Below are 19216 nucleotides of genomic sequence, written 5' to 3'. Positions count from 1 at the left end.
TGCACCTCACACACGAGACAGTTCGACCAGGATGATTGAGCTGAAGCCGATCAGTCCGAGGCGCTTGAGCCGTTGCTGGTCCGCAGGCGCCGGCCGCAAGCGCAACGCCGCGGTCCAACCGGCAATGATCAGGGCATACAGTAGGGCGCGCCAGGAGGCGAGGTAGGGCGTAGCGGTGCGCGCCTGCCCGAACCAATCAACCTGGGCGCCGGTCAGCTGCAGCGCCATCCAGCCAATCAAGAACATCATGGCCAGGGCGCTGAGGATGAGCAGCACATGGGCAAGCGTGGACTTCACAGTAAACAGCTTCATGGTGTGCTCCTCCCCTGGTCGGCGCGGTGCAGTCGGTCCGGCTCCGGATCGCGCTGATCAATGCTGCGGGAGGCGTCGGCGCCGCCGGCATGGCGATCAAGGACCAGACTGGCGGTGTTGGTGGCCAGCGACTGGCGCACCTGCAGCTCTGTTTGCAGCAGGCGTATCTCGCGCTCCAGCGTTTCGACGTTGCCATTCAGGGCGTGGGTAGCGGGCTGCGCCGACGCGACATTGGGCTCATGACTGCCGGCCAGGAGCGTGCGCTGTAGCAGCATTGCCTTGTAGATCACGCTCGACAACGCGGTCTCGCTGGCCAGGCGCCGGGCCAACAGGTTTTGGTCGGGGTCGTCGCGCAAGCCCTCGATGACCCCGCGAGTCACCTGCAGCAACGGGCTGGAGACATTGCCGAGATTCTCCGGCGTCGGTTGCTCGGCGCCCGATAGCATGTGTTGCAGCCCCTCCAAGTGCTCCGAGTAGGTTTCTTGAATCAGCGGCGAGAGGCCTGTCCCGGCGGTAACGCGCAACGTCTCGCAGTCGTCGCAGGTCTCTACCTCGGTTTCACCAAGCACGTGGGTGGCCCATTCGGAGGCCTCCTCGGGGCTCGACCAGGCCTGGCAGATGGCGCCATTCTGGCAACCGGAACCGACGGCCGACGTATCCTCGATCGCGCGGTTGTGCAGTAGGTTGTAGCCCGCTTTAACGACGTCCGAAGTCACCCGGATGGGTTCCTGACCGTTACCACCGGCTTTCTGCCCACCGACCCAGCTGACGCCGTTGTTGCCGTTGTTCGATTCGGTGTCCTTCACCGCCATCACAGCATCACCGTCGGACTGTTCGAGGTTGTGCTGCATCTCCTGGTTCTGCGCCAGTGCGCCCCAACCGGCCTGGTCGACCTTGTCGGCCATTTTCGCCGCCATCGCCTGGCAGGTGAGCTTTGAGCGGTCAAAGTCGATGCGCCCCTGCAGCACGCCGTTGCTCAGCAGCTCATACAGACCGGGGTTGGCGCGCTGAATGATCATCGCCGGCAGGGACATCACGGCCTGTGTGGCATTCTCGATCACATTACCCATGATCTGCTGGAAGCCTTGGGTGGCGCCATTAAGCTGATTCTGCAGGGTGTTGGAGAGGTTCATGTTTCCGCACATCATGTTCGCGCGCCAGGACATGCCCACGCCAAGGCCATTGGGGCGGTAGAGCGAGGAGGGGGATCCCGTCGCCGATCCGCCGCCGATGGTGTACATCACGCGGTCATCCAGGACCTGGGCCTGGTCACCAAGGTGGTAGCCGTTTTCGGCGGCATGGCCGACGGCACTTACGAGGGCGCACACCAACCCGAGCGAGAGGGTATTCATCATTGGCCTCCATCAAAGTCGATGCTGAACAGGAAGGTCTGGCCCATCCGCTGGCAGCAGCGGTAAGGGCGCCATAGCGACCAGGCATAGGCGCCGTCGGCGCTCTGGATCGTCGGGCTGGGAAAGATGGCGCAGGTGGTCTGGATCACCGGGGCGAGCAATTGCCAGCGGTGGTTGTTGATGTTGTTCTCCATCACCGGCTGCGGCGGCCAATAGCCGGGAGATGGCATCGGTTGCAGCGGCAGGTAGACATGCGGCTGGCCGGCGCGCGTGATGAAGTCACTGGCACGCTGGGCCATGACGGCGGATGCTTTGAAGTCGTCAGGCTGCACCAGAAATCCGTGCCGCGGATAGACACTGCCCCACATGTTCCCCAGTGCCTGACTGCCAATCTCGCGCATGCCCGGAATGAGCGCTTGTGGATAGACGGATTCGGGAACGGCCTGACGCCAGGCCAGCGGGTCGAGCGTGCTGAGGTAATAAGGCGTAAGGGGCGTCGCCCCACTTGGACATGCATAGCCGAAGCCATGCACAAGGGCCGTCAGCGCCGAACTGCCCGGATGCCCGATACCGTCAACATTCTTGAACCGGGACAGATTATTGCGCTGCGGCGAAGGCGTGATCAGGTTGCCACCCCCTTGTGATGCCGGCGTGGGCATCGACAGTGCGGACATCTTGCCCCAGGGATTGCCGCCGGTGTCGGAATAGCTCGACACCACCAACTCGGGAATAAAGTGGCGGACCTTGGGTGAGGTTTTCACCGTGCAGCCAAACGGTGTACAGAGAAGCCAAAAGCAGATCCCGACGACCCGGTACTCCAGGCACTGCAATGAAGTGACGGAGGCGATGATGGCGGGGGTGGTCAGTGCCAAGCACTGCTCAGCCGCGACAAACAGTACAGCCGCGGTGAAGGCTCGGCTATGGCCAATCTTCCTGGACTTTGGCGATCTGCATCGGGTGGTGGCGGTCACTTTCATGGGCAGCGCTCGACATGCGGCAGCGGTGTGCGTCCGTGCGCCAAGTTTCAGCATCCAGGATCCGAGCGGAGAGGGCGACGGACAAACCGAGGCCGAATTGATCGGTTTTGCCAGTCGCCGGCTTGAGGGCCGCGCGTTGTGCAAAATCACCGATGGAGAACAAAAATGTACTCATGCCGGTTTTTTATTGATTGAAAGGCGTTTGAAAGTCGCCGACGCTCGGGTGTTCACGACATGCCGCGTAACCGATCGATCTCCGCCGCGACTTGGAGGGCGGCGTCCAATTCGGACTGCTGGCGTTCTTCCATCAGGCGCCAGCGCTGGGCTTTTTCCTCCGGCTCGGTCATGGCCAGGGCGAGGTACAGGCTCGGCGGCACCGCGCGAAACAACGTCTCCAGATTCTTCGACAGGACCACGCCCTCGGTGTATTTGCCCGAGGCCTTGCTCGCGGAAAGCAGCAGGGCTTTCTGAGCGGATGTGAGCTTTTTGAAGCGGGCAATCTCTTCGATTTCTGCCGGTGGCATGTTCAGGCAGATCCACCACTCGATCATGTTGAGCATGGTCTGCGCTGCATCGGGGAAGTCGGCCAGGTTCTGCGTCGCCATCCAGAACCACGCGCCAAGTTTGCGCCACATCTTGGTGCCCTTGACCACAAAGGGCGCCAGCAGCGGGTTCTTGGTGATGATGTGGCCCTCGTCAGTGACCATGATGATCGGGCGACCGAGGTACTGGTCGCGTTCGGCGAGGTTGTTCACCGTGTTCATCAGGCTGATGTAGCTGATCGACATCTGCGCCTCATAACCTTCACGGGCATAGGTGGCGAGGTCAACGATCGTCACATCGCTCTCCGGCCAGGGTGTGCCTGGCCGGTCGAAGAGAGCGCCCTCAAAGCCCTGACAGAACAGATCGATGGACTCGGCCATTTCCTGCGCCCGCTCGCGACGCTTGTCGGGCAGATGGGCGTCGCTGGCGACCTGGCGCAGTGCATCGCGAACGTGACGTGTCATGACCTGCTGCTCGGTGGCTGCGCAGTGTCTGGCGGCATCCAAGATGCACTCGCGGATCAGGCTGCGGTCTGCCCGGGTCAGCCGCGCCTCTTCCTTGGCTTCGCCGCCGGTGATCATTAGGCGGGCCGTGATTTCCAGCTCGCCCAGCACGTCGCGTTGCTCATCACTGTCCGTCACGGCTTCATCCAAGTCCTCGGTCGACAGGCTGGTCACCTGGTCGGGGTGCTCGATCAGACGGCGAGCATCGGCGAAAGGCGCCAAGCTCAAGCCACTGCCGGGTTTGAGCTGAACCTTGTTGACGGACAACCCTAGGGTGGCGAAGTAATCGCCCTGCAAACCGAAGGAATTACCCGCTTCGACAATGAACAGCCGCGGTCGATACATGGCCATGACCTGCATCAGGATCGAAACCAAGGTGGCCGACTTGCCGGCGCCGGTCGGACCGAACAACAGCAGGTGGCCATTCATGGATCGGTCGAAACGCGACAGCGGGTCGAACGACAGGGGCGCACCCCCACGGTTGAAAAAAGTGATGCCCGGATTGCCGGTGCCGATGCTGCGCCCCCACAGGGGCAGCAGGTTGGCGACATGCTGGGCAAACAGCAGGCGGGTGTACCAGTTGCGCGTGTCTCGAGCCGGGTTGTAGACCATGGGCAACCAGCGCAGGTAGCTGTTGCACGCCGCGACTTCATCGCCCTCGCGCACCGGCTGCAGGCCCGCGCCGAGCAGTACGTTGGCGGCCTGGGTTGAGCGCTGGCGCAGTTGCTGTTCATCGGCACCGCGCAGGTACAGCGCCAAGGTGCCGCGGTACAGCTTGTGCTGGCGGCCGATCAGCGCGCGGGCCTCTTCCACGTCCTGGCGGGTTTGGGTCGAGGCGAGGTTCTCCCCGATGGCTTTGCGCGCCAATCGGTTGAGCTGCTCCTCGAGCACATCCTGAGGCGTGATCACCAAGGTCAGGCTCATGACGGCCTGTTCGGGTAACTGATCGAACAAGGCGTTCAAGGCCTCGCCCTTACGAGTTTCGCCGGTCAGCTGACCGATATGGGGCGGTCTGCGCAGCTTGTCGACCACCATCACGGCATGCGGCTGCTGATCGAAGTACCACAGGCCCTGGTCGCTATCCGAGCGTGGCTCCTGAAAAAACAGTCGCTCGGCAAAATTGTGGTCGAACGGCAGCGGCAGTTCATCGCCGTCATCCTCCTCGGGGTAGGGCACCCGCCGATAAAACGCTGCGGGTGATTCGCCGCTGAGGGCAGGGGCCGGATTGAACCAGGGCAGCAGCCAGGTGTAGAAGTCGCGCCCGGTCAGACGTCGCGGGCTGACCCCGCAGGCCTGCAACGAGGCCACCAGACGGTCACACGTCCGGCTCAACAGCTGAGCCGGGCTCTGTGTGTCGTCGTCACCCTGATCCCCCAGCCAGCGATAGACCACCAGCCGAATCCGCCGATTGCTGCCGCGCCAGGGCAGGTGAGACACGACATGGTCGTCGAACAGTCCGCCCGGTTTGGCGATGGCGTCGAGGTGACAGTGCATCGACGCGAGGAAGGCCTCGGTGAATGGTGTGCCTCGTGCCCGTGGCGCGATGTAGCGCTCCAGGCGTTCGAGGTACGGGGAAAAGTCACTGTCGTCCTGGCAGAAGAACTGCACCACCCAGGGCGCTTGGTCAAGCTCGTCGAAGCTGTCCTGCAGCGCATCTTCCAGGGCGTCGCGTGCCGCCATCAGCCACTCGGGCTCACGGCCCTCGGTACCGATCGGCTGCAGCTCGAACACGGCGCCCACTGAGCGGTTGTCGTCGAGCAGAAAACACAGCTCATCCTCGAGGTACTCGACCCAGGGCAAGTGGTCGGCGAGGCTAGGATTGTGTGCGTACTGGGCTGCTTCATCGGCAAGGGTTGCCCGCCGACGATTGGTCGAACGCCAGGGCTTCCAGCGCGGTGGGTCGCGACTCGTGTCATCGGCCATCACAGATCTTCCAGGCGCTCGCCGGGCAGCGCGTACTGGACTTTCTCGTACAGCGGGAACACCGTCGAGTAGCCTGGCACCGGCGACTGTTGGGTGCCGGCGAGGTGCGGGTAGACGTACATCACCAGGTCGGGGTTGGGTAGGCGTGGGAACTGGTTGCGGATCTCGTTGGCGGCCGTGCGGGTATAGGTACTCTGGTCGCTAATCAGCCGCTCCGGATCGAGCACCGACCTGCGCAGTTCGCCGCGAGCCTCCTGCAGCTGTTGCTGCGCTCCGACCGAGCCACTGCCGTTCCAGATGTCGAGCATGGTTTGATCGCCATGAGGCAGCATTTCATCTTTGCTGGTGGAGCAACCGGCCAGGTGCAGACTGAGCAGCAGGCTAATCCAGATCCAGTACCGAAACGGATGGGCTTTCATGATTCACTCTCCGGCCTTTGGGTTCGTAGTCGATGCTGATTTCATGGTCCAGGTGCAAGGCCACTTTGGCCCCGGGTGGGACGTAGATGGCCGCGAAGGCTTCACCGTAGAGCTTGTTGATCCATTCACGAATGTCGCCAATGCCACCGCTGATGACCGAGTTCAACGCGCTGTTGCCGCTGTTCTGGGTCAGGCCCAAGTTGCCGCTCGCCGAGTTGATGAAGGAAGTATTGGTCTGCTCACTGCCCAATGCGGCGGCGAAGCCGGCACCGGCCGCAGTGATCAAGCTCTGGCTCCCCAGGTACTGCTGAGCATTGGAGCGGCGTTCGCCGGAGATGCACGGGATGCCGTAGGGGTCGGAGATGTAGCCCAAGCCGCCGCGGATTTTCTCGGTGTCTGATGTCTGGGCGCTGGTGCGATTACGGCTGACGATTTTCTGCGGCTGCGGGACCGTGCGGACGGTGCCGTCGCTGAAGACAAAGGTGATTGATTCAACCTGGCCGCGTACACAGGACAATGTCCAGTCGCCTGCGGCGGTGCCGCTCATCACTGCGCCGACTACGTCCGGCAGGTCGATGCCATTGGCGGTGAGGTTGTCCGGACCCACCAGCACCTTGAACGGATAGGGGTCGTTCACCGTGCCATCCACCGGCACGCGGCCAATCAGGGCGGTCATGGCGATGGAACCCATTAAGGTCGAGTTTTCGGGGATGGTGTAGACGGGCCTGGCACCTTCGGTGTGGTCTTGGGCGCTTCCCAGGTCGCGCTCGCCCTTGGCAGCGGCACGCAAGTGGTCCTGGCCACGGTCGATCGCGTTATTGTCCAGACCGTGCAAGTCCTTGAATTTCGAGGTGAGTGTCGACAGCGGACCACCGGCTTTCGTGGTGTCCTCTTGGCTGGCGCGCGCATTCGACGGTTCGATCCACTGCACCACGTCAGCCGATGCTTGCGCGCCTGAAAATTGCTGCTCGTCACCTGGCTCGAGACCAAAGCCCACGGGCACGTCGGACTTCGTTGTAGGTTTGTCGGTGAGTTGGTCCTTGAGCCTGGACAGCAGCCCTTGGGTTTCGCGATGCTGCTGCTCGGCCTTCTGCCGGGCATCATTGGCCTGTTGGCGCTGTTCGGTGACCTGCTGAGTGACACTGCTCAACGTGCTCTGGATGCGGGTGTCGATATTGCCTTCGCGCGTGCGTAGCCGGCTGTTCTCGGTCTGCAGCCCATCGTTGCCTTTCTTCAACGACAGCATCTCGCTGCGCATCGCCTTGACCTGTCCAATCAGCGTGGCCACGGTGTCGCGCGGAGTGTCGCCGGCGATGCCCAGAGCCTTTGCCTGTTCCGGACTGAGTGTTGCCTTGTCGGGATCGTGAGCTGGCTGGCTACCAGGTGCGACCACCCAGGATTTGCCGATGATTAGGACAATGCCCAGCAGGACGCCGGGTACAAGCCACTTCAGCAGGCTGTTAGCTTTCATGATCGGCAGCCTCCGGCGTCGACGGGGGCAGCAGCAACGCGTGCTTCAGGTCGCCACCGCGGGTGACGAGGTAGACCACGGTGGTGTCTTCGGGCGTGCCGGCGTTGCCGAGGTACGCATGCTGGAACGTAGCGGCGTACAACGTGGCTTGCAGATGACGCGGGTCGAGCGTGACTTTGCCGGGTCCGCGATTCACGATCTTCACCGCCGTCACCCAGTAGTCGCCCAGGCGCCAGGCCGCCAACCCCTTAATCGAAACCCGTTCGGTAGGCAGCAATGTGCTGAAGGCGATGGAGTCGCTCAGCGGCACCCGACGTACACCGGGCAGTGGCGCCACCGTGCGCAGAGGCGCATACAGGTTCTGCGCCGCATAGCGGGTGAGCACCACCGGTACCGGGGTCGCTGCAGGTGCTGAGCCCCGTGCGATTTCCTCATCCGGCGCCTGGGTCTGGGCGATGATCTTGACTGGCTCCAGCGACTCACTACCGTTGAGTGCTTCGATGTCGATCAGAATGATGTCTCCCGATTTCACCGACTGCAGTTGCAGTCGGGTAGGGGGAAGGGCTTCCGTCGCGCGGAGGTAGACCGTCCCACCGACGGACTGTACGCGCAGCTTGCTGGCGATCGCACTGGGCAGCCCGACACGGATGTCTTCGTCCAGTATCAAGATGCGTTCTTGACCCACCGTAAGCGGGATGGCCAACGGCAGGCGGTCCCAGTATTTGACCTCGACGGCACCCGCGGCTGAGCACCAGCCAGCGGCAGTCACGAGTATCAGGAACAAGGCACGCATCATGATGCACCTCCAGGCAGCGTCAGCTTCTGCGGTGTACCCTCGTAGCAGTCCAGGGCCAGGCCCCACTTGTTGTGTTCGGGGTCGACGTCGAAGCGCACCACCCGCAGCGGGTAGCGCACCACCACGCGTTTCACCGGCTCGGCGGCGTAGTATTCGTCGGCATTGAGGTCGAGCTTGACCAGCCAGCTGTGCTTATCCAGCTGCTTCACTCGCAGGTTGGGATCGTCGCTGTAGCCGCGGCCCAGCACCTCGTACACACCGCGCACTCGGCCGCGCAGTTCGCCTGCTGCCTTGCGGTACTCGAAGTCGCCGTCGAAGAAGGTTTTGCATGCCGGGGTGAGGTAGGGTTGCAGGGCGAAGATGGCGCGGTGGTAGTCGATCTCGCCATCAGTGGGCCAGCGGTTGAGCTGGCCGAAGATGTACAAGGCGAAGGCATAAATGTTTTCGGGCGGTACGTCCCACCATTTGCGCGTACTGCCGGAGCGCAGGTCGGGCGGCACGTGTATGGTCAGCTCAGAGGGTGCAGTCTGCCAGCCGTACCAGAACCCCGAGCACAATAACGCCAGGATCGCCACGGCCAGACGCAGGCTGAGGATATGCGCCTGCTGCGCGTCCACCTTATTGCGGAAGCGGCTCATGTGGCGGCCCTCACGTGCCGGCGCGTACGCCGGACGGTCCAGGGGCCGGAATGCAGGATCAGTTGGCTGGTACCGATGCCCCAGTGCACCGCCAGTTGCCACTGCAAGCGCCGGTATAGCCAGGTTTCGGGGCGGGCACGCTTGGCCCGGCGCAGCAGTTGGCCGCCGCCGAGCAACACCAACGTCATGCACAGGAACATGCAGGTGGGGAGGGTGGCGATGGAGGCGGTGGCTACCGCCAGCGGCGCACCGAGGATCACGCCCAGCGTGGCGCCGACGATCAGCGCGACCCACATCTCGTCGTTGGTGAGGCCACGGAGGACGGCCGGATCACGGTTGAGGCGCTCCGGCAGGAAGGTCAACGTGCCGTCAGGCAGGGTGGTAGGGGTGTCGGACATGGTGACCTCACAGAATCGTGGCGGCTTTGGTCAGAAACCACAGGATCACCACCACCAGCAGTGCGCCGACACCGACCACGGCGCCGAGGTCTTTCCAGGTTTTGCGCTGGTTCTGCACGTCGGCGTAGACGGTGAGCGAATGCCAAGCCACGCCCAGGAACGCGAGGGTGGCGATCAGCAGCCCGAGTAGGATGCCGCCGTCGTAGGCGTAGTTCTTGATGGTATCGATCAGCCCCGAACCTTCGCCGCGGGAGGGCGCTTCCATGGTCGGCAGGTCAGCCCAGACTAGGGTCGAGCCCAGCAGCACCAGAGCGCCGAGCAGGGCTTTCGAACACGTATCCCGCAGCATGGCGAGCTGGCGGTGGCAACGGCGGGAGAAGTTCATGGCAAGGTCTCCTGATTTACGACAGCATGAAAAACATCAGCACGATCAAGACGAGGGCGAGGCGCAAAGTGCTGCCGCCAAGCGCGCCGAAATTAGTGTTGCCGGCCGCCCAGCCGCGGTAGCCGCTCCACAGCGCCCAGGCGCACCAGAGCAACGCCAGCACCAGAACCGAGGAGCGCCACAGCACCGAACTGAGCTGGGGGGTAAACCCGGCCACTGCGGAGAACGCGGTGAGTTGGGCGTCAGTCATGCTCATCGGGCGAACTCGGGTGAGGCGCTTCAGCGCGATAGTCACTGGTCAGCTCGGCTAGATCGGTCGGCTGCGCTCGGGAGGGCGACAGGTACTTGCTGATGCCGCGGCGCATATGCTCGAGGTCGGCTACGAACCTCGGGTAGTCGAAGTGATACCGAGACGTTTCGACATCGACCTGGCTACTGCGCGCGCGATCGGCCAACTGCTCGATGACAGTGATCTGCCGCTGCATAAGGCCTAGGTCCGAACGCTCGCGAGCATCCTGTGCAGCGGCAGATAGCGTCACAAAGCAAGCAAGCAGCAGCGGATAGCGTGAAGAGATCATGGCGAAATCCAGCCGAGAATCTGGCATTCACCTTGATGTATTAGGCAGGTGTTGACATGACCTTAAAGGATTGTCGGGCCATCGATTTACAGGGGGCTTGATAGATAGGTTTCGAGGCAAACCGGTGCGCGGGAGATAATAAACAGGCCAGCTAATTGACCGGTATGCGAATTTTTCTGTGTGTAACTGTGCGCTGGACACTGCAAACCTCAAATGCACTATTTCGTCAGCTTTTAGAGGTAAAAGGTGAGTGATCAGAGGTATTTTTTGAAAGTCGCAGCAGTAATGGCGACCATGCAGCCGAGCAGCGTAGCGCATGGGAGCAGCACCCAGTTGGGATTAAGCGACCAAGGTAGAGAAAGATAGATTACCCAGGGGCTCACCGTCAGCGGCAGTAATGTCCGCTTCGCTCGGTGGTAAACAAAGCTGCTCTCCCGGTCGGCTCCGAACTTACGAAGGTCGCGTCGCATCAAGCCATCGACGGCACCGGTGATCACGGCGAGCAGGAACAGGGGCATGGCCAGGATGAGGACGGCCAGGCGAACCACGAAAGTGAAGACCGTGAACAAGGCTGCCAGCAAGTAGTCCTGCAGCACGACGTATGCTTGGGCAAACTGCCCCTGTAGTGACGCCTCTCGACTGAGCAGCTTCAGTTGAGCATCGGATTGCGCCCACCCGGAGCGGGCCACGACCCAGTCGTTGAGGTGCTGAAGAACCTTAGCGGTCGCTTGCGCCGGTTCTTGCACGAGCAGTGAACTCTTGAAATGACTGCTGAGCCAGCCCAGTTCACTCAGCCACATGGTATGGCTGTGATGCCAGCCCTGTTCCGGCCAGAACCACAACAGGCCCACAAACTCCAGCACGATGGAGAAAACCAGCGAAGCGAACAGCAGGCCGAACAGCCGTAAGCACAGTTCGACCGTGCCGAAGATGAGCCCCGGACGTCGTGGCGCAGGAGTCGCGCTAGCAGTGGTGGTGGGCATATGGGCTCCACAATACTCGGTTGCTGCCTGGGCGTTTACGGTTCGCGTCTACGCCCAGGCGGTGGCATCTCGGGATCGAAGTCGACGGTCGGTGCACCTCCCGCAGTGGTCCACCAGTTACCCGCATTGGCGTTGTACGAGTCGCGCATGCACGCGGCCAAGGTCTGCAGATCCGCCGGCATCGCATCGTCGCTGGCCGGTGTGGGCAGCGGCATACGCACCTTCCACAGTTGCCCGCCCTCCTGGAACGAAAACATCTGTCCCTTGGGCAGGGCGATGATGTGTGCGGGTTCGATCAGCGGCACGGCGCTGGTAGTGACACGGTCCTGCGAAGAGGAGGTGAAGTCCGTACGGGCTTCGGGATCCGCGGTGTCCGTCGCCCCTGAGACCAGGGTGCGGGTCTGCACGTTGACCTTGGGCAGTTGATTGGTCAGCAGTTCCGCGGTTGCGGTTTCCCGTACACGAAGCATCTGCAGAGTGTTGAAATTGCCGATGACCTGGCCGGCTTTGGCCCGGCTGCCGATGCGCGCCTCGATGTCACTCAAGGTCTGGGTGTAGGCAGTAACCTGGATACCCGCACCACCGCCCTTGTTGATCAGCGGGATGAATTCATCCCCCATCAGCTCGTTGAACTCGTCGGCGTGCAGGTTGATCGGCACCTTGTCCGCCGCGCTGGAGGAACCCGGCAGGCCGTGGTCGATGCCGTGCTTGTAGATATGGCCGGCGACGGAGACCAGGTCGGCGAACATCGAATTACCGACAGCGGCGGCGACTTCGGCGTCTGACAGTGCATCCAGGCCGACGTAGACGATGCCGCGTTTGCGGATGATTTGCAGCCAATCGAAGATCGGCCGTGGATCGTCCAGGTCGGCGTAGTTGGGGGCCAGCAGTTGCGCCGTCTTGCCACTGGTGAGCTTTTCCAACAGGGGCAGTAGCGAGGCGACGATCTTGTCGAAGTAGGTGCGGTCATAACGTACGGCCGAGCGCAGACCATCCATCACCGGGTCAAAGATGCGCTTCGCAGCCAGGTACTGCTCGATGGCGACCACGCGCTTTTCCCGGCCGATCATATGCCGCGGCACATTCTTCTCGTTAAGGCGACCCTCGATTTGCACGATCGCTTCCCAGGCCTGCGCGTCGTGGTGGGCGAAGAAATGTTGGGCGTATTCGATGAACAGCGCGTCGATGTTCACCACATGGCGCTGGATCTGCAGGTAGTCCGGACGCCGGCCCAGTTCGATCAGAGCCCGGGCAATGATGTTTACAAAACGCCAAGCGAACTCGCGAAACGCGGCGGAGTTGCCTTCGCCGCTTAACTGTCCGGCGATACGGGTAGCAACTTCCGAGATGCGACCGAAGCGGCCGATGGCGTTGTAGCGTGCGGAGATTTCCGGCCACCCGAGGTGAAATACGTAGAATTCGTGCTCGCGGCCGGCGCGGCGTGCCTCCACGTACATGCGCTTGAGCAGGTCGGCGTCGCCCTTGGGGTCGAAGACAATCACCACCTCTTGGGTTGGACGGTGGATGTCCTGGGTGATGTAGACCTCCGCCAGGCGCGTCTTGCCGACCCGGGTGGTGCCCAACACTAGGGTGTGCCCAACACGCTCACCCAGCGGCAAGGTGGCTTCCTGCTCACTCGGCTCGACGCCGTGCAGCAGCGGTGAGCCCCCGACCGGTGGCAGCGGGCGTACCGGATTGAGCGGGTTGTCCCAGGCGGTGAGGCGGGGTAGCAGCGAGAGCCCTGAAGGCGCCTTTTCCAGCAGACACTCCAGGCGCCTGGCCCACTGATACGCAACCGATTGGTTCACATAGCAGGCCAGCGCCGGGTCCTGAGCTTCGAGCAGGCGCTGGGTGTGCAAGCGAGTCCAGCGGAAGCCACGCCCCATGAACAGTCGCTTGCGGCTCACCGGAATCTGTCGGCTGGTCAGCGAGTAGCGCGGCAGGCGACGAATGTTGCGCCGATAGCGCAGGACAATCCGGGCCTCGTTAAGCCGTTTGAGGCCGAACGCGGTGTAAGCCAGGGCCATGCCCGTACCCACCTCAGGCGACAGGGCCACCGCCCAAGGCGAGTGCAGGCACAGGGCGCCAGTTCCGGCGCAGATACCCACGGTGTACAGCTCCACTGCAGGGCGCAGCAGGGATTCCATCGCATGGTCGCCCATGATCCTCCCTCACTGTTCCAAGCCGGTGGGCGTGATGAGCACCGGGTAGTATTCCAGCTCCAGCCGCTCGGCGATGTCGTCGCCACTCACCGGCCAGATGTTCAGTCCAGGGGCTGTCGCCTGGATGCGGCGCAACGCCTGGGCGTCGGCGACCTCGACAGCTAGCCCGCTGGCGCCCAGGTCCTGCAGGGCCTGCGCATGCTGCGCCAACCAGGCCAGCGAGGTTGCGTCCTGCCCGACCAGGAACAGCGGCGTGATGCCCGGCAGGTCCAACTTTCTAGGCGGCACTGCGCCCGGCGTGAGGCGCGCGCTGTGCACCGGCAGCACCCAATTCAGCGCGCGTGGATCGAGGGGCTTGGTGGGAGCGGCGATCACGGTTAGCGACAGCCACGTACAGATGGCCAGTGCCACCAAGCGCGAGAGACTCATGGCTGTGACCCTCCGCGAAGGGACGCGATCGCTTGGATGCGCTGCCAGTGCCGACTGAACTGTGTGCGGTAGCGCGCCGCGGGCGCACCGCCGGCCGGACGGTGATAGCGCCCAGCAGCCACGACCCAGTCACCCACATCGGCATAGTGCGCACGCAGTAGCTCGGCGGTGATGGCCAAGTTCGCCCGTGGATCGAGTGCATTGCAGGCGCTGGGGTAGCGGTCCGAGTGGTAGCCGAGGTTGGTCTGTCCCAGACCGACATCGATGCGCTTGGGGTCATGGCGTGTGAGTTCTAGCCTGAGCGCAGCACAGGCCTCTTCGCGACTGGCAAAACGCTGCGGTGTGCCGGCGACATTCAAGGTCCAAGGCCAGGGCATGAGACGACCGCGTAGCGGGGTGCCACTCTCCTGCAGGGCGATGGCGAACAGTACCGAGGCGGGGATGCCGGCCCGCGCGGCGGCCAACTGGTACGCGGGCGGAGGCAGGGCGTCCGCCTGGACCACGGTCACGCCGGTCAAGGCCAGCGTGAGGATCAGTCGATGCGCTGCCATTTACCATCCACCTGCTGAAAACGCGCCGGCAAGGGTCGGGCCGCGCCCAGGGCGAACCACCGGCCGTGGTCGTGGTTTAGGGTGACCTGGCCGCTGCTAACCTGGGCTGGGGTAATGCCTGCGCCACGCGCCCAGTGTCGGAGACTCGCGTCGTCACCCTGGCTGCCCACCAGGTACACGTCCAGGCGGGCGCCGGCACGGAGCCACTGCTGGGTGTTGGTCGCGCAGTCAGGACAGCGTTCTTCCACGAACAGGGCATAGCGGGTGTTGCTCGACGTTGCGGACTCATCGGCCAGACCCTGCACCGGCAGCATTCCCGGGAACAGTCGTGCCCAGGCGGCGGTGTAGGCCTTCTGGTAAGCCAGCTCGCGTTCTGCGCGTTTGGCTTCGAGGCGAACCTGTAGTTCGGCGTAGCGCTGCCGCTCCTGCTCAGAGTCGGCCTCCACGCCCAGGGTGGTGAGAGGGTCGAGCTGCGGCGACCAGTAGTGGCGCGGCCCGGACTGCAGTTGCTCGAACTTGGCCCATTCGTCATCCGTTAGCCCCCAAACTTTGGCCTGCGTCGCGACTGACGGCTGCCGATCCAGCGGCGCCTGCTCGCTGTACTGCTGGTCTGATCCGAGCATTTTCGGTGCACTCCATCCCGGCCCTGCCAGCAGGCAGGTGGGAAGCAGGATCAGCGGGAGGGCGGAGAGCCGAAGCATAAGCACCTCTTCACGGCAGGGGCAGTGTGCGATCGCCATGGCCGGGGGCGTGGAACACGGCCTCGTCCTCGTGGATCGTACGCAGCTGCCAACCGTTCAGGCTGTCGCCGGGCTGCAGCAGGTGCACGGTCGACAGCGAGTGGGCACCGGTGGGCAGGGCAGTAACGAACCTCACCACGCCTCGGGTCTCGATACCCAGCAGGGTCAGCGGCGGCGCCGGGGCTTTGGCCTTGGCTTTCTGGCCCATGGGTGCCAGCGGCCGTGTTGTGTCGGCCGCTGGCACGGAGGCTCGTGCCGACAGGGTCTCAAGCGCAATTTCTGTCCTGCCAAGCCTCTGTTCCAGTGCACTGAAGTCGGCGCTGCTCGGCCCACTCGGTGCCGCTTGAACGGCCTTAAGCGATGCGGCCATCTCATCCAACTGCTGGCTGAGCGTCGTCTGCGCCGCAGCATGCTGACCTTGCGCGTCTCCCAGCGCCGCCACCTGCAGCTGCAATGTCGCGAGCGTATTGCCGAGCGCATCGACGTCGCGCCGCAACGCGGGAGCCGGGTCGGCAGGGGCACCGCGGGCTGCGGCCTGGAGTTCGGCCAATTGCTGGTGTTGGTTGTACGTTTCGCCAGCCAGCACGGCGGCGCCCAGGCACAGGCCGCCGATCACTAGGGCCTGAAAGCGGTGGACCTTCATGGCGCGATCTCCGATGTCGAGAGTGGCGGTTTGGGCTGTGGCGAGCGAAGGGTGTAGCAGACGGTCCGGTCGACCGGATCGATGTTGATCCTCCAGGCCGGTCCGCCGATGATGGTCAAGGCGTCCAGCAGCGAAATCGGTCCGAGTTGGTGGTGCACGGCGGGCAGGGGACGGCTGAACAACCGATCCACCGCTGCGCTGTCGGGGCAGAGTGAGTAGCCCGACCGTTGCAGCACGTGACGCAGTGCCTCCCCGACATTCGCGTGCAGAGCAGGGGCGATCTGTACGTTGATGAGCTGATACAGCGGCTGGCGCTGTTCCAGGGTCGGCTGTGTATTGGCCAGGGTGTATCGGTCCTGGCGGACCCATTTAGGTAGCTTGGGTTTCTGCTTCTGCAGTGAGGCCGGCGATACTGATGGCGCTGCTGGGGCGGGCGCCGGTGGCGACGTGTTACAGCCGGTCAGCGCGATCATCAGTCCGAGGGTGAGGAGTGTGGGGGTATGCATGTCCGGGTCTCGACAAAAGTTGCCGTTACCTTGGCGAAAGTGCGAGCCGCGCTCCTACCGAAAAACCGAATCTGGCCGTCCGGATTACCGTGAAGCACTCATAAAAAAGGCGCCCGTGGGGCGCCTTGGGTCAGTCTTCAGTGAATAGGGACAGTTCCGGGAGTGGCGCTGCGTCGGGGGTCAAAGATCAGCAAGCGGGTGTCGGCATGACCTGCCAGCAGTAACAGCTGCAACAACACGGGCGGGACATCGTCATCGCGCATGCGAGTGCTGACTTCGTCGGCGCTGCAACTGCAGTGCCCTTCGGCCTCCATGCTCCAGGGTGTCGAGTACAGCTTGCACCCCACGGCATGGCTGCTGCTGAGTTCGAAGCACTCGAAGAAGCCTGTCGGTGAAGGGTGCCAAGCTCGCTCTTGCAGGTACTCGAATTCCGTCGTTGGCAGGTGGGCAGAGCTGATCTCCCAACTGCGGCTGTAGTGCCCCGTGGAAAAGGACAACAGCTCGATCAGGGTGCGTGCTGCTTCCTCGTTGGGGAGGTCGCCGAGATGCATCGGTCGTCCACGGTGATGGTCGATGATCTGGTAGATCACGCTACTCACCAGGCCGGCGCCCGGGCGGCGCATACGGACAAATCTGGGCACGTTTTGGCCGTCGGTGATAACCGCGCAGTCGTCATCGAATACGCAGGGTTGGAAATAGATGGCCTCGTTGGGCAGCTGGATTTGCGCTGGGTGCAGAGGGCGGTAGCAGGGTGGACAATTGTTGGCATAGCTGATCTGGACGACGCGTTCGTAGCTCAGATCGTGGAAACCGCGAAGGAAGGGATTGCGAAATGATGGGGGCATGATGGTTCTCCTTAGGCGCAGAGGCCCCCCCAAACTGGCGGTGACCTCCGAGGCAGGGATGGGCTGTCAGATCCAGCCATGTTCGGCGAGCGAAAGCGGGGTACCTGCGCCGACGATGATGTGGTCCAGGACGCGCACCTCAACCAGGGCCAGGGCCTCGGTCAGGCGTCCTGTGAGTACCCGGTCGGCGGAGCTCGGTTCCGGGCAACCGGAAGGGTGGTTGTGACTGAGGATCACGGCGGCGGCGTTGTGCTCCAGCGCCTTGATCACGACCTCGCGTGGATAGACGGAGGCGACGTCGATGCTGCCGGTGAACAGTTCGTCAAAGCTCAGCACGCGATGGCGTGAGTCCAGGCAAAGCAGAGCGAACACCTCGTGTTGGTAAGGGGCGAGCCGCAGCTTCAGGTAGGCTGCAGCGTCGGAGGGGGTCAACAGCAGTTCGCCGCGCTGGAAGTAACGTTGATCCAGCAACTGCAGGGCTTGGGTGATCAGTGCATCCTCATGGGCGCGTTGGGCCAATGCCGGGTCGAGCGCGTCGACCAGGTTCAGGGCAGTGTTCATGGGCAATTCCTCGTGGGAGATGGAGCGCCCCTGGGGGAGTGCCCCAGGCTGGTGAAGTGCATGATTCACAGACGCGTAAAGCGATGACGGGCACCGTGTAGCCGGCTTTGACATCCCTCGCACGCTCGGGTGGAAAAGGACTCGATGCCGGAGCCGGTCTGCGGATCGAAATCGGCGCTCAGTGGCATCAGGGCCTGCAGTTCGGTGCGCAGCTGCGCGATGCGTTGCTCGATTTCAGCCTCGCTGTAGTACAACGAAAGTGCGCTGAAATCGTCATACGCGACCGCTTGCAGGCAGTCCTCGCAGAGCCAGAAGCTTTCCATGACGGCCTCCGACGTGAGTGGATAACAGGCGCTCGTGGGAGCGCCTGTTGGTGGCGGTCAATGTGCCTCAGGCAGACTGACGTGCAGCGGTGGACGCGCTCGCGCGGGCAGAGGCGGGTTGGTGCTGTTCGGCGACGGTGTCGGCTTGGTCCGATTCCGCTGCTGCGTCGATAACGGTAATGGAGTCGGTGCGAGCGGGTGCTCGGTAGCTGAACTGGCCATCAACCTTGATCCACTCGATGAAGATCAGCCGGCCTTTGAGGCTGGCACCGGGTTGGCCCTTGCGCTCGCCTTTTTCGTACAGGAAAGGGTCAACCCAAAGGTCACCAATGCGAAAGGCGATCAGGACCTTGCGTTCAGCACGGACGTCTTCCAGGTGTTCACGGATCAGCCGTTCGGCTTCACCGCTGGCGACCTTACAGTCGAAGCGGGTGTACTCGACGTCGTCCGAGGCACCGTGCAAGGCGGCAATGTCACAGGCCATGAACGGTTGCCCGCGACGTACAGGGACTTCGCGAACGCGGTTCAAATAACCAATGCCTTGGGTGTGCAGGTTGAAGTAGGTGGTGGGAGCGTTGTTGCTTGCAGTCGTCATGGTGGATCTCCTGGTTAGCAGAAACGCGGATATCCACCGGCCCTGGCGGCTGGTGAGTTCCGCAAGGGGGAGGTGCAAAAAAAGCGTGGTCGGTAGAAGGGCGCTCATCACCGACAGGTCGGTGACCGTGCGAGCTGCCGAGCGCTGATCGCACTGGGGGAGAACCACCCGAAATGGGCGTAGCCTTGAAGGTTCCGGCTACCTGTACGCTGTCAGCGACAGCGGTGTGCAGTTCATCTATAAAACGGCGCCAACGGCCCGTCAACAGTGGATTGGGGGAGGCTTGGGCGGGCGGAAGTGGGTGGCACTCAGTGGATTCTGCGTGACGAAAAAATAGCCCGACGGTCATCAGGCTAGGAAGAGCTAGACCACCCTTGACCCGGTAACGTGACACCGGAGTTCATCGCAAAATCTCCGCTGTCGATCCACCTGGATCAACCGACCCTTGTCGTGGCCTGGGTCGAAATCAACTGGCACGCATCCGCGCACAAAAGGTGCCCAGTGTTTCGCCGGCGGGCACCGGTGCTGAGCATCGTCGCCGAAGCGGATGACCCCTGAGACCTGACACCAAGCCGCACGGGTC

Annotated in this window: 23 protein-coding genes; all 23 read right to left on the bottom strand. The window is 63.0% G+C overall.

Annotation, left to right across the window (positions count from 1 at the left end; all coding sequences use genetic code 11):
* Positions 1-6 precede the first annotated feature (6 nt).
* The 23 genes from KGB28_RS15385 to KGB28_RS15275 all read right to left on the bottom strand — a co-directional run bounded on the left by KGB28_RS15385 (position 7) and on the right by KGB28_RS15275 (position 18633).
* Entirely contained in the window at positions 7-312 is a 306-nt protein-coding gene (locus tag KGB28_RS15385) for a hypothetical protein (protein ID WP_223446334.1), read from the bottom strand.
* The gene (locus KGB28_RS15380) at positions 309-1664 is read right to left on the bottom strand and encodes an integrating conjugative element protein (RefSeq protein WP_223446332.1); all 1356 of its coding nucleotides are present in this window, start codon (positions 1662-1664) and stop codon (positions 309-311) included. Before KGB28_RS15380 ends, KGB28_RS15385 begins: the two co-directional genes overlap by 4 nt.
* Entirely contained in the window at positions 1664-2641 is a 978-nt protein-coding gene (locus KGB28_RS15375) for a TIGR03756 family integrating conjugative element protein (protein ID WP_223446330.1), read from the bottom strand. Before KGB28_RS15375 ends, KGB28_RS15380 begins: the two co-directional genes overlap by 1 nt.
* Positions 2642-2868: 227 nt before the next feature.
* Positions 2869-5610: a conjugative transfer ATPase gene (locus tag KGB28_RS15370; RefSeq protein WP_223446328.1), complete on the bottom strand. Its 2742-nt coding sequence runs from the start codon at positions 5608-5610 to the stop codon at positions 2869-2871.
* Positions 5610-6029, bottom strand: a complete 420-nt coding sequence (locus KGB28_RS15365) for a TIGR03751 family conjugal transfer lipoprotein (protein ID WP_223446326.1) — start codon at positions 6027-6029, stop codon at positions 5610-5612. Before KGB28_RS15365 ends, KGB28_RS15370 begins: the two co-directional genes overlap by 1 nt.
* The gene (locus KGB28_RS15360) at positions 5992-7500 is read right to left on the bottom strand and encodes a TIGR03752 family integrating conjugative element protein (protein WP_223446324.1); all 1509 of its coding nucleotides are present in this window, start codon (positions 7498-7500) and stop codon (positions 5992-5994) included. Before KGB28_RS15360 ends, KGB28_RS15365 begins: the two co-directional genes overlap by 38 nt.
* Entirely contained in the window at positions 7490-8296 is an 807-nt protein-coding gene (locus KGB28_RS15355) for a TIGR03749 family integrating conjugative element protein (RefSeq protein WP_223446322.1), read from the bottom strand. Before KGB28_RS15355 ends, KGB28_RS15360 begins: the two co-directional genes overlap by 11 nt.
* On the bottom strand, positions 8293-8934 hold the full coding sequence (locus tag KGB28_RS15350) for a PFL_4703 family integrating conjugative element protein (protein ID WP_218497806.1): 642 nt from the start codon (positions 8932-8934) through the stop codon (positions 8293-8295). The genes KGB28_RS15355 and KGB28_RS15350 overlap by 4 nt, the downstream gene beginning before the upstream one ends.
* Complete coding sequence (locus tag KGB28_RS15345; protein WP_154910193.1) at positions 8931-9332, bottom strand: TIGR03750 family conjugal transfer protein; 402 nt, start codon at positions 9330-9332, stop codon at positions 8931-8933. The genes KGB28_RS15350 and KGB28_RS15345 overlap by 4 nt, the downstream gene beginning before the upstream one ends.
* A gap of 7 nt (positions 9333-9339) precedes the next feature.
* Positions 9340-9717, bottom strand: a complete 378-nt coding sequence (locus tag KGB28_RS15340; protein ID WP_154910194.1) for a TIGR03745 family integrating conjugative element membrane protein — start codon at positions 9715-9717, stop codon at positions 9340-9342.
* Positions 9718-9733: 16 nt separating this feature from the next.
* Positions 9734-9973: a TIGR03758 family integrating conjugative element protein gene (locus KGB28_RS15335; RefSeq protein WP_069557615.1), complete on the bottom strand. Its 240-nt coding sequence runs from the start codon at positions 9971-9973 to the stop codon at positions 9734-9736.
* Positions 9960-10295, bottom strand: a complete 336-nt coding sequence (locus tag KGB28_RS15330; protein ID WP_223446320.1) for an RAQPRD family integrative conjugative element protein — start codon at positions 10293-10295, stop codon at positions 9960-9962. Before KGB28_RS15330 ends, KGB28_RS15335 begins: the two co-directional genes overlap by 14 nt.
* A gap of 254 nt (positions 10296-10549) precedes the next feature.
* Positions 10550-11278, bottom strand: a complete 729-nt coding sequence (locus KGB28_RS15325; protein ID WP_223446318.1) for a TIGR03747 family integrating conjugative element membrane protein — start codon at positions 11276-11278, stop codon at positions 10550-10552.
* 35 nt (positions 11279-11313) lie between these two features.
* On the bottom strand, positions 11314-13440 hold the full coding sequence (traD, locus tag KGB28_RS15320) for a type IV conjugative transfer system coupling protein TraD (RefSeq protein ID WP_223446317.1): 2127 nt from the start codon (positions 13438-13440) through the stop codon (positions 11314-11316).
* 9 nt (positions 13441-13449) lie between these two features.
* Complete coding sequence (locus KGB28_RS15315; RefSeq protein WP_223446315.1) at positions 13450-13869, bottom strand: integrating conjugative element protein; 420 nt, start codon at positions 13867-13869, stop codon at positions 13450-13452.
* On the bottom strand, positions 13866-14420 hold the full coding sequence (locus KGB28_RS15310; protein ID WP_223446313.1) for a transglycosylase: 555 nt from the start codon (positions 14418-14420) through the stop codon (positions 13866-13868). The genes KGB28_RS15315 and KGB28_RS15310 overlap by 4 nt, the downstream gene beginning before the upstream one ends.
* Positions 14402-15121: a TIGR03759 family integrating conjugative element protein gene (locus tag KGB28_RS15305; RefSeq protein ID WP_218497813.1), complete on the bottom strand. Its 720-nt coding sequence runs from the start codon at positions 15119-15121 to the stop codon at positions 14402-14404. Before KGB28_RS15305 ends, KGB28_RS15310 begins: the two co-directional genes overlap by 19 nt.
* A gap of 10 nt (positions 15122-15131) precedes the next feature.
* Positions 15132-15803 carry a hypothetical protein gene (locus tag KGB28_RS15300; RefSeq protein ID WP_223446311.1) on the bottom strand — a complete coding sequence of 224 codons (672 nt, stop codon included), beginning with the start codon at positions 15801-15803 and terminating at the stop codon, positions 15132-15134.
* Complete coding sequence (locus KGB28_RS15295; RefSeq protein WP_218497815.1) at positions 15800-16309, bottom strand: PilL N-terminal domain-containing protein; 510 nt, start codon at positions 16307-16309, stop codon at positions 15800-15802. The genes KGB28_RS15300 and KGB28_RS15295 overlap by 4 nt, the downstream gene beginning before the upstream one ends.
* Positions 16310-16446: 137 nt before the next feature.
* On the bottom strand, positions 16447-17154 hold the full coding sequence (locus tag KGB28_RS15290; protein ID WP_223446309.1) for a hypothetical protein: 708 nt from the start codon (positions 17152-17154) through the stop codon (positions 16447-16449).
* Between the two features lie 66 nt (positions 17155-17220).
* On the bottom strand, positions 17221-17715 hold the full coding sequence (locus tag KGB28_RS15285) for a JAB domain-containing protein (RefSeq protein ID WP_223446307.1): 495 nt from the start codon (positions 17713-17715) through the stop codon (positions 17221-17223).
* 65 nt (positions 17716-17780) lie between these two features.
* The gene (locus tag KGB28_RS15280; RefSeq protein WP_218497818.1) at positions 17781-18038 is read right to left on the bottom strand and encodes a hypothetical protein; all 258 of its coding nucleotides are present in this window, start codon (positions 18036-18038) and stop codon (positions 17781-17783) included.
* A 67-nt stretch (positions 18039-18105) separates the two neighbouring features.
* Positions 18106-18633: an STY4534 family ICE replication protein gene (locus KGB28_RS15275; RefSeq protein ID WP_223446305.1), complete on the bottom strand. Its 528-nt coding sequence runs from the start codon at positions 18631-18633 to the stop codon at positions 18106-18108.
* Positions 18634-19216: the final 583 nt, after the last annotated feature.

The organism is Pseudomonas sp. BF-R-19, from assembly GCF_019956445.1.
Lineage (GTDB): Bacteria > Pseudomonadota > Gammaproteobacteria > Pseudomonadales > Pseudomonadaceae > Aquipseudomonas > Aquipseudomonas fluorescens_BH.
This window is presented reverse-complemented; position numbering and strand designations above follow the sequence as displayed.

What these genes read in the sequence shown, in the direction of transcription:
- KGB28_RS15385 (WP_223446334.1), bottom strand. Translation starts at nt 312, where the DNA reads ATGAAGCTGTTTACTGTGAAGTCCACGCTTGCCCATGTGCTGCTCATC.
- KGB28_RS15380 (WP_223446332.1), bottom strand. Translation starts at nt 1,664, where the DNA reads ATGAATACCCTCTCGCTCGGGTTGGTGTGCGCCCTCGTAAGTGCCGTC.
- KGB28_RS15375 (WP_223446330.1), bottom strand. Translation starts at nt 2,641, where the DNA reads ATGAAAGTGACCGCCACCACCCGATGCAGATCGCCAAAGTCCAGGAAG.
- KGB28_RS15370 (WP_223446328.1), bottom strand. Translation starts at nt 5,610, where the DNA reads ATGGCCGATGACACGAGTCGCGACCCACCGCGCTGGAAGCCCTGGCGT.
- KGB28_RS15365 (WP_223446326.1), bottom strand. Translation starts at nt 6,029, where the DNA reads ATGAAAGCCCATCCGTTTCGGTACTGGATCTGGATTAGCCTGCTGCTC.
- KGB28_RS15360 (WP_223446324.1), bottom strand. Translation starts at nt 7,500, where the DNA reads ATGAAAGCTAACAGCCTGCTGAAGTGGCTTGTACCCGGCGTCCTGCTG.
- KGB28_RS15355 (WP_223446322.1), bottom strand. Translation starts at nt 8,296, where the DNA reads ATGATGCGTGCCTTGTTCCTGATACTCGTGACTGCCGCTGGCTGGTGC.
- KGB28_RS15350 (WP_218497806.1), bottom strand. Translation starts at nt 8,934, where the DNA reads ATGAGCCGCTTCCGCAATAAGGTGGACGCGCAGCAGGCGCATATCCTC.
- KGB28_RS15345 (WP_154910193.1), bottom strand. Translation starts at nt 9,332, where the DNA reads ATGTCCGACACCCCTACCACCCTGCCTGACGGCACGTTGACCTTCCTG.
- KGB28_RS15340 (WP_154910194.1), bottom strand. Translation starts at nt 9,717, where the DNA reads ATGAACTTCTCCCGCCGTTGCCACCGCCAGCTCGCCATGCTGCGGGAT.
- KGB28_RS15335 (WP_069557615.1), bottom strand. Translation starts at nt 9,973, where the DNA reads ATGAGCATGACTGACGCCCAACTCACCGCGTTCTCCGCAGTGGCCGGG.
- KGB28_RS15330 (WP_223446320.1), bottom strand. Translation starts at nt 10,295, where the DNA reads ATGATCTCTTCACGCTATCCGCTGCTGCTTGCTTGCTTTGTGACGCTA.
- KGB28_RS15325 (WP_223446318.1), bottom strand. Translation starts at nt 11,278, where the DNA reads ATGCCCACCACCACTGCTAGCGCGACTCCTGCGCCACGACGTCCGGGG.
- traD (WP_223446317.1), bottom strand. Translation starts at nt 13,440, where the DNA reads ATGGGCGACCATGCGATGGAATCCCTGCTGCGCCCTGCAGTGGAGCTG.
- KGB28_RS15315 (WP_223446315.1), bottom strand. Translation starts at nt 13,869, where the DNA reads ATGAGTCTCTCGCGCTTGGTGGCACTGGCCATCTGTACGTGGCTGTCG.
- KGB28_RS15310 (WP_223446313.1), bottom strand. Translation starts at nt 14,420, where the DNA reads ATGGCAGCGCATCGACTGATCCTCACGCTGGCCTTGACCGGCGTGACC.
- KGB28_RS15305 (WP_218497813.1), bottom strand. Translation starts at nt 15,121, where the DNA reads ATGCTTCGGCTCTCCGCCCTCCCGCTGATCCTGCTTCCCACCTGCCTG.
- KGB28_RS15300 (WP_223446311.1), bottom strand. Translation starts at nt 15,803, where the DNA reads ATGAAGGTCCACCGCTTTCAGGCCCTAGTGATCGGCGGCCTGTGCCTG.
- KGB28_RS15295 (WP_218497815.1), bottom strand. Translation starts at nt 16,309, where the DNA reads ATGCATACCCCCACACTCCTCACCCTCGGACTGATGATCGCGCTGACC.
- KGB28_RS15290 (WP_223446309.1), bottom strand. Translation starts at nt 17,154, where the DNA reads ATGCCCCCATCATTTCGCAATCCCTTCCTTCGCGGTTTCCACGATCTG.
- KGB28_RS15285 (WP_223446307.1), bottom strand. Translation starts at nt 17,715, where the DNA reads ATGAACACTGCCCTGAACCTGGTCGACGCGCTCGACCCGGCATTGGCC.
- KGB28_RS15280 (WP_218497818.1), bottom strand. Translation starts at nt 18,038, where the DNA reads ATGGAAAGCTTCTGGCTCTGCGAGGACTGCCTGCAAGCGGTCGCGTAT.
- KGB28_RS15275 (WP_223446305.1), bottom strand. Translation starts at nt 18,633, where the DNA reads ATGACGACTGCAAGCAACAACGCTCCCACCACCTACTTCAACCTGCAC.